Here is an 8322-nt window from a genome sequence, read left to right as displayed (position 1 = left end):
GTCGAAGCTCCCGCCCACGTCGCCCTGACCTGCCCGGCAACGTGGCGGGAGCTTCGACGGTACGGCTACCGACCGGAGAACAGGTCGGTGTTGCGCTTCTCGGTGGTGCGGTAGTCCTGCACGGACTCGTCCACCGCCAGTTTGATGTCCCGGAGCATCGTCTTCAGGTCGTTCGCGGCTGAGCGCCACCTGGCCTGCCGCTCGGCGTACGCCTGCTGCGCGTCACCCTCCCAGGCGGCGACCAACGGGCGGGCGTCCTGCTCCAACTGCGCGAACTGCGCGTCGAGCGTGTTCAGCGCACGCTGGATGTCCTCGCTGGCCCGTTCCAGCGCCGGCAGCTTGACGACCAGTACCTGGTCCCTCATGTCTTCCTCCTCCCTCGCCCGGTCTACAGCGGCAACTGGATACCGCCGCGGTTGGTGCCGGCCACCCGGCTGCCCGCGTCGGTGTCGGTCGTGTCGTACTGCTGGCCAGCGGTACGGATGGCACCGGCGGTCTGCCGCAGTGCGTCGTGGATCGCCCGCTGGTCCTGCTCCCAGGCCAGCTTCACCTGCTCGAACGAACGACCTCCGCTGCCCTGCCACTCGCTCTGCAGAGCCGCCAGCTCGGTCATCAGGCTGCTGAGCATCTTCTGTAGTGCCTCGTCCGCCTTTTCGAACTTCGCGGCAGTCTGCGCCATCAACGCGGCGTCTGCTGCTACCACGATGTCACCCCGCTCCCTCGCTCCGTATCGACGTTTCGGTTTCTATCCATTGTGGACCTCGGTTCGCCCCACCGCGCATCCAGGGAGGATCGCGCAACGAACAAACTCCGCCGCTGACAGTAACCGGCCGACACCACCCCCGGCAGTCCCGGTGGTCGATCCATGCGCGACCGGGCAGCTAGAAGCGGCCACCACCGGGCAGCCGACCGGGCACCACCGGGCCGTCCGTCACCGGACAGCCCACCACCGGACCGTGGGAAAGCCGTCACTCCCAGACGGCTGGTGCCCGGGCCGCCTCCGGATCGAGCGCCCTACCCGCCGGCACCAGGGCGACCAGGTTCGCCGGAAGGCGTACCGGCTTGGCCTTTCCGTACCCGAGCATCGTCAGCACCTCGGGGCTGCTCACCGGGTGCCGACGCCCCAGGTCGGTGACCACGGAGATCGCGCCACCGGTGGCGCCCGGTGCTGCCGCGGCCTCCACCAGCACCCCCCGGCCCGGTTGGACCACGACATGGTCGGCCAGCGCCGCACCCTGTGGCGAACGGGCCCCGGTCCCGGTGTGCTCCGGCATTCCCGGCACCGTCGCCTCGACCCGCACCTCACGTACCCCGCCGTCGTCGGGAATCTGCCCGCACACCGCGCCACCCGTCGCGACGAGCCTGGGCCGGGTCGCGGGCGGGGAGGTGGCGTCGTGCGACACCAGATCGGGCAGCTTCCGGATACCGGCGAACCTGCCCAGCGAGATCGGAGTCGGACCGTCCTGCTTGGTCGCCGCCAGCAACAGCTGGGCCTGTACCTGGGTGATCCCGGCCAGGCCGTCGCGCTTGGCCACCAGGTACTGCCGGCCACCATCCTGGCTCTCCACCACGAGCACCTCGCCGATCACCGCACCCGGCACCTTCGTCGCCTTCTTCCCCTGGTCGGCGATCGGGATACGGGCCAGGTCCGCGCCCACGGGTAGCGCGTTGAGCAGGGCCGGTGCCAGCGGGACCGGCCGTTCGCTGGTCCAGGTGAGGGCGGACAGCACCAGTTCCCGGTCACGGATCTGAAAGCGACGGTTGTGCCAGATCAGGTGCAGGCTGCCGTCCGGGTGCCGACCGAGCAGCGCATCGTCGCCGAGCACCTTTCCACCGGTCGCCCCGGAGCCGACCAGCAGCGCGGAACGTACGGTGTCCGATCCGTTGCCGGAGGCCGGTATCGAACAGACCGCCCATGGAGCGTCGGACAACCGGCCGGCGGCGGGCAGCGAGTCGGGAGCATCGGCGATTCCGAGTGGGACGCCACGCGGTACGCCTTCGATCGACTTACGCGATACCAGCACGGTCCTGGGCGTCGGCGACCTGACGATCAACAAAGCCGACGCATAGTTGAGAACCGGGTGCAGTTTTCCTTCGAAATAGACGTAGCGGGCGCCGGACTCCTTTTCCACGACGACCGCCTGCGAGTCCCGCCAACTCTTGCTGCCCCCACCGGCGATCGCGCCGTAGACCGCCATCGCGCCGAGCGCTATCGCCGCGACCAGCACGCTGGCCAGGGTGGCCCCCGCTGCCCGGCGGAACGGAGACTGCGCGGGATCGGTCTCCCGCATCACCAGCGCGGCCACCACGCGCTGAACCATGAACTGATATGAATGCAGCTGGTCCTGCCGCGACGGCATGCGGGCCCCTCCCCAGTTGGTCCGGCCAATACGATAGGCCTCTCGACGAACCACCGGGGGTGGGTGCGGTTACGCAGCATCGGCCGTGGTCGACTCGGACCATTTCCCGGAGCCGGGATCGGAGCATTGCGGGGAGGCCAGCGCGGTGTCGGTGAGTATGGCGGACCGGCCGGTCCACAGTGGCGCACGCCCGGCCCGGCCCGTACCGCCCCCGCTCGGCTCGGCCGGGGCCCGACGCCCACTGCTCGGGGTCCGGGCCGGACAGCTCGTGGCCACCCAGCTCGCAATCGCGCTACCCGTCGCCGCCTGGGGTAACGGCCCGTTGCTCGTGGTCGTCGCCGGCGTCGTGGCTGCCACACTCACGCTGGTGACCTGGCTACGGTTACGCCGCCGTTGGGTCTTCCAGTGGGTGGCCATCAGCGTTCGCTACCTGACCCGGCGGCACACGCTCGCCCCGGCCACCGATCCCACGGCGCTGCTCGACCTGCTGGCCCCGGGCACCACCGTGACACCAGCCGACCTGGCCGGTGACGCCGCTGCGGTACTCAGCGACGGCCAGGGTCTGACCGCCGTACTCGAACTCGGCGACCCGGCCGGTGTCCTCACCGACGGTCCGCAACCCCTCCCCCCGCTGACCGGTCTGCTGCCCGCCGCCAGCGGCGAGACCCCGCCCATGCGTGTCCAACTGCTCCTGGCCGGCGCCCCGGCCCCGGTGCTGGGTACGGGTGGCGGCATACCCGCGACCTCGTACCGGCAACTGACCGAGAGCCGGCTACTCGGCCACGAACGGGCGTTACTGGCCGTGCGGGTGCTGCGCACCGCCGGGTGGACCGACGAGGACCTGCACCGGGCACTCTCCAGCGCGGTACGCAAGGTACGTCGGCGGCTCGGCCCGGTGCCGGCCCGCCCGCTGGGTGAGAGCGCGGTGCTGCGCGTACTGGCGGAACTGTCCCATCACGACGGCGCGCGACCGGCTCAGGAAGCCTGGCCGTCGGTGCAGGTGGGCGGGCTGACCCAGGCCACGTTCCGGCTGGGCCGCTGGCCCGGTCCGCGTTCGGAGGCCGTACGCCGGCTGGTTCCACGTCTGCTGGCCCTGCCAGCCGCAGCGACCACGGTGTCCATCACCGCCGGACCGTGGTCCGCCGACGGCACCAACTCGGTGTCGGTGGACCTGACGGTACGGCTGGCCGCCGTCACCCCCACCGACCATGCCGCCTCGGTGCAGGCGTTGCGCCGGTTGCTGGCCACCGCTCGGGTCGGCGCCCAACGACTCGACGGCGAACAGTTGGCCGGCTTCGCCGCCACCCTGCCGCTCGGCACCGCCGGCTCCCGTCCGGGCCTGCCTGCGGACGTGCTGCAACTGCCGGGGACCGCACTGGACGACTTCGACCTTTCGCTCGGCATGGCTGGACTGATGCTCGGCGCGAACCGCCACGGCGTGGCGGTCACCGCCCAGCTGTTCCGGGCCAAGGCCACCCGGGTGGTGCTGGTCGGCGGGGTTCGGGCGGCACAGCTCGTCGTCCTGCGGGCGATGGCCCTGGGCGCCCGGATCGTGGTGCAGACCACCCGCCCCAGGGCGTGGGAGCCGTTCGTACGTGGGTCGAGCACCCCCGGCGAGATCTGTGTCATCCCACCGGCCCGACCGGTCGACGGGCCGGCCGGTACGCCGCTGTCCCCGCTCCTGGTCGTCATCGACACCGGCCCGGTCGCTGCGGATCCGCAGCCGGGTCCGGGCTGGCACGCCACCCTGGTCGTCCGCGACGAGATGACGTCGGCCGACATCGACGTGATGTCCCGCGCCGACCTGGCGATTCTCCAACCGCTACGACCGAACGAGGCCACATTGGCCGGTGCCGCGTTGGGCCTCGGCGACTCGGCCGAGTTGCTGACCCGGATCCGGGCCGACATGGTGGGGGTGGTCAACCGCCGCTCGCTACGGTGGGCGCTGCTCTCGGTCACCCCGATCGAGTCCCAGCTGATCGGCCCGCCGGCGCGTAGCTGACCGGCCCGCCGGCGCGTAGCTGACCGGTCACCCGTAGCTGACCTGCCACCTCCTCGGCCGAACTGCCGGAGATCAGCTGTGTCATCCGGTTTCCCGTCCATGGCACTATCCGGGTATGGGTTTCCTGAAGGGTCTCCTCGTCCGTCTCGGCAGCACCGCGCTGGCCTTCTGGCTCGCCACGCTGATCATCCCCGGAATCACCCTGGGCACCGAGTCGATCGGTGAAGCGATAGTCACGCTGATCCTCGTTGCGGTGATCTTCGGTGTGGTCAACGCCGTACTCCAGCCGATCATCAAGGTCGTCGGATGTGGCCTCTACCTGCTCACGCTCGGCCTCATCGCGCTGGTCGTCAACGGGTTGCTGTTCCAGTTCACCAGCTGGATCGCCGGCCAGCTGGACCTGCCGTTCCACGTCGACAGCTTCTGGCCGGACGCCGTACTCGGCGCACTCTTCGTGGGTGTGGTCACCTGGCTGCTCGGCCTGCTGATGGACCGCGACTAGGCACCCGTCGCCGCAACGATGCGGCTGGACGGTTGGCGTGCAGCTCCGGGCTGGCCCTCTCCAGCACTGCTACCGTCGCACGGTGCTGACGCTCGTCCGCGACGACGGATACGAACTCTCCACCGACCCTGCTCGTGTCGACGTCGACCGGGTCCACCGGTGGCTGTCGACGGATGCCTACTGGGCGTTGGGCCGGCCACGGGAGACGACGGTCCGGGCGATCGCCGGCTCCCTGACGTTCGGCGTCTACCGTCCGGGTGACCTGGTCCAGGTGGCCTTCTGCCGGATGGTGACCGACGGCGCGACCTTCGCCTGGCTCGGCGACGTCTATGTGGACCCGGCCGAACGGGGACGCGGGCTGGGCAGCTGGTTGGTCGCCTCGGCCCGGGACGAGGTCGCCGCCCGAGGGGTTCGACGGATCCTGCTGGTCACGGCCGATGCGCACGAGGTGTACGCCCGGCTGGGCTTCACCGCGCCGGCCAGGCCGGACCAGATGATGGAACTCGACCTGCGGGTCGTGGCAACCGACGTGGACGACACGGCGACCGGAACGTGACACGGCAGCGGTGACCCCGATCACCGGAAAGGATCCGGACCGCCATTCACCGCTTACGGTGGTCTGATGAGTCAGCTGCGCCGTGGGTACCTCTACGGGGTGACGGCGTACGTCATCTGGGGTTTCTTCCCGATCTACTTCAAGCAACTACGACCGGCCGGTCCGGTGGAGATCCTCGCCCACCGGGTGGTCTGGTCGGTGGCGTTCGTCGCACTCGTGTTGGCGGTACTGCGTAACTGGGCGGTCCTGCGACGGTTGGCCAGCCAGCCCCGGACGATGGCCGGCATCACCGCCGCCGCCATGATGATCGGGCTCAACTGGGGCGTCTACATCTACGGCGTCAACTCCGACCGGGTCGTCGAGACCGCCCTGGGCTACTTCATCAATCCCCTGGTGGTGATCCTGCTCGGGGTTGCCGTGCTGCGCGAGCGGCTACGCGCCATCCAGTGGATCGCCCTCGGGATCGGCGCACTGGCCGTGGTGGTGCTGACCGTCGACTACGGCCGACTGCCGTACCTCGCGCTGACGCTCGCCATCAGCTTCGGTGCGTACGGGCTGATCAAGAAGCGGCTCGGCCTGCCCGCCGCCGAGGGCCTCTTCGTCGAGTCGGCGGTACTGGCCGTCCCGGCGCTGGGCTACCTGGGCTGGCTCGTCTGGCATGGCCAGTCCACCTTCGGTCACGTCTCACCGGGCCACACCGCGCTGCTGGTGGTCGCCGGCGCGGCCACCGCCATCCCGTTGATGCTCTTCGCATCGGCGGCCAACCGGATTCCGCTGACCGGGCTGGGTGTCCTCCAGTACATCGCGCCGGTACTCCAACTCGCCAGCGGTGTGCTGATCTTCCACGAGCCGATGCCACCAGCCCGGTTGGCCGGATTCGCCCTGGTGTGGCTGGCACTGATCGTCTTCACCGTGGACGCCGTACGGCACGCCCGCCGGCGGTCCCGCGCCACGCTGTCCGCCGCGACGCCGGATGCCACAGCGGTGGCCGCCCGCTGAGGCGTCCCGTCGGCGCGTTCAGGGGACGTCGTGGACCAGCGCCATTGCCAGACGTCGTGGACCAGTGTTCACGGGACGTCGTAGACCAGGAGCGGGGTGCCGTCGTACCGGAGCAACTCCAGCCGGACCAACTCGTTGCGGGTGAACCGGGTCATCCCGGTGAACCGGACCCGCTCGCCGGGAACCGCCACCCACGAGCCCACCTGCTCCGTCGACCCGTCACCGCCCCTGGCGACCAGCCGGAAGGTGTACGCCTTCGTGTAGTCCCTGGTCTTGGCATAGCGGCACTCCATGGTCACCTCGGTACCCCAGTTGGTGCCGTTGAGTCCGATCTCGGCGCTGACCGGCACCTCACCGGCGACCGGTTGCATGGTGACCATCCGGACCTCGAAGTCGGTACCGGGCGGTTCCGGAACCTCCGGTGACCAGCCCAGTCCCAGCCCGGCCAGCAGCGCCAGGCAGGCCGCCACCAGTGCGGTCGCCGCGTACCGCCAACGGGTGGCCCGCCTCCTGCGCCGCCGGTCCCGATCGGCGGCGGCCAACAGCGCCGGCACCCGGGATTCGGCGGCCGGCGGTGCGACGACCTGTTCCAGGTCCATCGGGTCGAGGCGACTGAGCAGCCCCGGCAGCGGGGCGATCTCGGCCATCGCCGTCCGGCAGGGCGGGCAGGCGGCCAGGTGCCGCTCGTACTCGGCCCGCTCGGCGGGTGGCAGCGCCCCCAGCAGGTACGCCGCATCGTCGTGCATGTGCTCGCAGCTCACCGGGTCACCCCCAGTTCCGCCAGGACCAGTCTCAGCGACCGTAGCGCGTAGTGCATCCGGGACTTGACCGTGCCGGGTGGCACGCCGAGCCGGGCCGCTGCCTCCCCGACCGACCGCCCCTGGTAGAAGCACTCCACCAGCACCTCACGATGGGCCGGGGAGAGTCGGGCCAGCGCCTCCGCGATCATCCACTCCTCGACCACCCGATCCGCCTCGTCGACCGCATGCCGCGGTTCGGGCAGTTGATCGGTGACCACCTCGTTGATCCGAACACTGCTGCGACGCCATGCGTCGATGGCCAGATTACGGGCGGTGGTGAACAACCAGGCCCGTACCGAGCCACGTTCCGGGTCCATCGCCCCCGGGTGACGCCAGGCGCGCAACAGCGTCTCCTGCACCAGATCCTCCGCTCGCTGGCGATCACCATGCACCAGGCGCAGCGCATGCGCGAAGAGCGCCTCCGCGTGCTCGTCGTGCAGTGCCCGCAGCAGTTGAGCGTCGTGGTCGGAGATGGCTGCCTCCCTTCCACCCAGGTCCCACGCAGGCCACGGCTGATCGGTTCAACGGACCGGGTTGATCGTTCAACAGTCCGCTGCTGAGCCGTACGGCAGGTCACGGCTGCCGGTCGACAGGCCGTGGTCGACCGTGCGGCAGGCCGTGGTCGACCGTGCGGCAGGCCGTGGTCGACCGTGCGGCAGGTCACGTTGATCGGTTCAGGACGCTCCCGGGCCGGAGGTGTTCATTCCCGGTTCATCGGACGTCCGGTGTCCGCTCACAACCGGCTCCTAGCGTCCGGCACGCACACCTTCCCGTCCGCGCCACCACCCCTGACCGGCGCACGGGCCACCCCGGGCGTGCATCCGACCAGCGAGGAGGCACCTCTCCCATGAGTGACCGACCCCGGCTGCTCCCCCTGCTCGGCCCCACCGGCCACGCGGGGCGCAGCGCGATGACCTGTCTCTACCGGTGCGGCAACGCCTGCGACCACCCGGTCCCCAACGAGTCGGACAACCCGTACTTCGGGGATGTCGTCAGCGCCGAGGTGACCCGCCGCGGCGTCGTCCGGGCGGGCGCCGTCGGCGCCCTGGTACTGGGCTTCGGGGCGACGGCGGCCGGCACCCTCGCCGGGGCGGCCCCCGCAG

Annotated in this window: 9 protein-coding genes and 1 pseudogene; 5 read left to right on the top strand and 5 right to left on the bottom strand. The window is 70.5% G+C overall.

Annotated features, from left to right (window positions below):
• Positions 1–65: 65 nt before the first annotated feature.
• The 3 genes from ACFQ4H_RS29190 to eccB form a co-directional block, all read right to left on the bottom strand.
• A complete protein-coding gene (locus ACFQ4H_RS29190; RefSeq protein ID WP_377577031.1) occupies positions 66–365 on the bottom strand; it encodes a WXG100 family type VII secretion target in 300 nt (99 codons plus the stop codon).
• Positions 366–388: 23 nt separating this feature from the next.
• Positions 389–703: a WXG100 family type VII secretion target gene (locus ACFQ4H_RS29185; protein WP_377577028.1), complete on the bottom strand. Its 315-nt coding sequence runs from the start codon at positions 701–703 to the stop codon at positions 389–391.
• A gap of 265 nt (positions 704–968) precedes the next feature.
• Positions 969–2360, bottom strand: coding sequence for a type VII secretion protein EccB (gene eccB / locus ACFQ4H_RS29180; RefSeq protein ID WP_377577025.1), 1392 nt, complete (start codon positions 2358–2360; stop codon positions 969–971).
• A gap of 157 nt (positions 2361–2517) precedes the next feature.
• Between eccB and eccE the strand changes: the two genes are divergently transcribed.
• The 4 genes from eccE to rarD all read left to right on the top strand — a co-directional run bounded on the left by eccE (position 2518) and on the right by rarD (position 6419).
• On the top strand, positions 2518–4362 hold the full coding sequence (gene eccE, locus ACFQ4H_RS29175) for a type VII secretion protein EccE (protein ID WP_377577100.1): 1845 nt from the start codon (positions 2518–2520) through the stop codon (positions 4360–4362).
• Positions 4363–4477: 115 nt separating this feature from the next.
• Complete coding sequence (locus tag ACFQ4H_RS29170; protein ID WP_377577022.1) at positions 4478–4864, top strand: phage holin family protein; 387 nt, start codon at positions 4478–4480, stop codon at positions 4862–4864.
• Positions 4865–4946: 82 nt separating this feature from the next.
• Complete coding sequence (locus ACFQ4H_RS29165; RefSeq protein WP_377577019.1) at positions 4947–5420, top strand: GNAT family N-acetyltransferase; 474 nt, start codon at positions 4947–4949, stop codon at positions 5418–5420.
• Positions 5421–5486: 66 nt separating this feature from the next.
• Positions 5487–6419, top strand: coding sequence for an EamA family transporter RarD (gene rarD / locus ACFQ4H_RS29160; protein WP_377577016.1), 933 nt, complete (start codon positions 5487–5489; stop codon positions 6417–6419).
• Positions 6420–6487: 68 nt separating this feature from the next.
• Here rarD and ACFQ4H_RS29155 read toward each other — a convergent pair whose 3' ends face one another.
• Positions 6488–7165 (bottom strand): anti-sigma factor family protein, encoded by a 678-nt coding sequence (locus ACFQ4H_RS29155; RefSeq protein ID WP_377577097.1) that lies wholly within the window; start codon positions 7163–7165, stop codon positions 6488–6490.
• Between the two features lie 11 nt (positions 7166–7176).
• Positions 7177–7671 (bottom strand): sigma-70 family RNA polymerase sigma factor, encoded by a 495-nt coding sequence (locus ACFQ4H_RS29150; RefSeq protein ID WP_377577094.1) that lies wholly within the window; start codon positions 7669–7671, stop codon positions 7177–7179.
• 395 nt (positions 7672–8066) lie between these two features.
• Here ACFQ4H_RS29150 and ACFQ4H_RS29145 point away from each other — a divergent pair.
• Positions 8067–8322 (top strand): annotated as a pseudogene (locus ACFQ4H_RS29145) (phosphatase); the annotation flags it as partial.

Source organism: Micromonospora sonneratiae, from assembly GCF_042679305.1.
GTDB classification, from domain to species: Bacteria; Actinomycetota; Actinomycetes; order Mycobacteriales; family Micromonosporaceae; genus Micromonospora_H; species Micromonospora_H sonneratiae.
Note: the sequence above shows the minus strand (reverse complement) of the source record. Positions and strands in the feature narration are given on the sequence as shown.

What these genes read in the sequence shown, in the direction of transcription:
- ACFQ4H_RS29190 (WP_377577031.1), bottom strand. Translation starts at nt 365, where the DNA reads ATGAGGGACCAGGTACTGGTCGTCAAGCTGCCGGCGCTGGAACGGGCC.
- eccB (WP_377577025.1), bottom strand. Translation starts at nt 2,360, where the DNA reads ATGCCGTCGCGGCAGGACCAGCTGCATTCATATCAGTTCATGGTTCAG.
- eccE (WP_377577100.1), top strand. Translation starts at nt 2,518, where the DNA reads ATGGCGGACCGGCCGGTCCACAGTGGCGCACGCCCGGCCCGGCCCGTA.
- ACFQ4H_RS29170 (WP_377577022.1), top strand. Translation starts at nt 4,478, where the DNA reads ATGGGTTTCCTGAAGGGTCTCCTCGTCCGTCTCGGCAGCACCGCGCTG.
- rarD (WP_377577016.1), top strand. Translation starts at nt 5,487, where the DNA reads ATGAGTCAGCTGCGCCGTGGGTACCTCTACGGGGTGACGGCGTACGTC.
- ACFQ4H_RS29155 (WP_377577097.1), bottom strand. Translation starts at nt 7,165, where the DNA reads ATGCACGACGATGCGGCGTACCTGCTGGGGGCGCTGCCACCCGCCGAG.